The sequence below is a fragment of the Alcanivorax sp. HI0083 genome (assembly GCF_001635175.1).
On the sequence record NZ_LWFX01001504.1, the window covers coordinates 1 to 1,575 of the forward strand.

Below are 1,575 nucleotides of genomic sequence, written 5' to 3' on the forward strand. Positions count from 1 at the left end.
GAGAAACGGCGGCCCGAAGGCCGCCGTCAACAAGGTCGGAGCAGGGGATCAGTGTATCAGTTGCTGATCGTCGCGCTCGGGCTGTTGGTGCTTGTGCCTTTCACTGAGTGCACCTTCTTCACATCCACCACGCTGCGGCCGTCGTCGTGGTCCACTTCACCGGTAAAGGAAAGTTGGGTGCCGGCTTTCAGCGGGCGGTCAGCGGTCAGGTCATCATCGAGCTCGACTTCGAATTGCCCTTTGCGATCACGAAGCAAATAACGCTCATCGCCCAGCGCTTGAACCACTTCACCGTCCATGCGTACTTCAGTGCCTTCCTTGATGCCCTGATTAATGGCGGCGCTGTCGGTGGTGATGGTGTCGCCGGCGGTCACGGTGGCGGTGGCGCCCAGCAGTACAGATGCAAGAATCAATTTTTTCATGAGTCATCCTCCTTGGTTGATGTCTCAGGGGATTAGTGGGGCGATGGGGGTAGGTCGTTCCTGATGTTTGTAAAAGCTCGGTTAAAGCCCCTGCATAACGCTGCGTTTTGCGAGCTGGCTCACAGGTTTGGAAGAAGAGAAGAGACGGGCATCGGTGACCAGGGCTATCGGGGCTGGCTATTGAAGGTGTGCCAGAACAGGCAGGGTTGCACCGCGGTGTTTGCAAGGGCGAGAAACGCCGCGAAGGCTTTGCCGGTATAGGTATTTTCCAGGGTGAGGCCACTGTGGGCGGCGGCATTCACGGCCTGGCTGCTGGCGGCGGTGGGGTGGCCGTAACCCGTGCCCAGGTAGTTGTCATGCCATTGCAGAAAACTGCTATCGAATTGTTCCCGGGGCAGCCCCAGCTGTTGCCAGCATTGCCGGGCCATGCGAATGACCAGCCGGGCATTGCATACCGAGAACGGGCCGAGGTGGTCCTGGGCTACCTGCACGGCATGGATGCGGGCATTCAGGCCACTGAGCTGGTTGCCCACCAGCAGCCCGGCCACGGTGGCACCGGAGCCGGCGGCGACCACAATGTCAGCGGGTGCCGGGCAGAGGCTGTCGTTGATTTGCTGTTGGAGCTCCAGTATGGCGTTGGCATAGCCAAGGGTGGCCACCGGGTTGGAGCAGCCGGCATACAGAAAGTAATGATCGCCACGTAGGCGTCCCGGGTGCAGATACCAGCCCAGTGCGGCCCGCAGCAGGCTGTTGCGGTCGTGGAGTTGGGCATTGGCCTGTTGCATGCGCTGGCGGTTCTGGTGAACCACGGGGGAGTCTGGCTGGGGAAAAGTGAAAATGTCACAGCCCAGTTGTTCCTGCTCACAGAGTAAGGCGGTGGCCAGCCCGGCGTTGGTGCCGGTGGCTCCCAGGGTGACGACGCGCTTGATGGGCCGTTGGCGAATCTCGCCCAGCACCCACTCCAGTTTACGCAGTTTGTTGCCGCCGTACGGGTGGGCGCTGATGTCATCGCGTTTCACCCAGCAGAGCGACCCCAGTGCTGGCAGCGGTTCCACCGGGGTGGGCAGGTCGCACAGGGCAACGGGGGCAAGGCTGGCGAGGTGCGCAAACCGGCTGAGCAACGGCCAGGTCATCAGGCGCCGTTGCCCTGGGG

The 1,575-nt window shown here is 61.7% G+C and carries 2 protein-coding genes; both read right to left on the reverse strand.

Going from position 1 to position 1,575, the window contains the following annotated elements; genetic code table 11:
* Positions 1 to 56: 56 nt before the first annotated feature.
* The gene (locus A3754_RS22730) at positions 57 to 422 is read right to left on the reverse strand and encodes a NirD/YgiW/YdeI family stress tolerance protein (protein WP_063521415.1); all 366 of its coding nucleotides are present in this window, start codon (positions 420 to 422) and stop codon (positions 57 to 59) included.
* 164 nt (positions 423 to 586) lie between these two features.
* A partial coding sequence (locus tag A3754_RS22735; RefSeq protein WP_156497159.1) for a 1-aminocyclopropane-1-carboxylate deaminase/D-cysteine desulfhydrase occupies positions 587 to 1,575 on the reverse strand: 989 nt, incomplete at its 5' end.

Bases quoted from the DNA above. Each gene is read 5' to 3' on its own strand.
- A3754_RS22730 (WP_063521415.1), bottom strand. From the start codon at position 422: ATGAAAAAATTGATTCTTGCATCTGTACTGCTGGGCGCCACCGCCACC.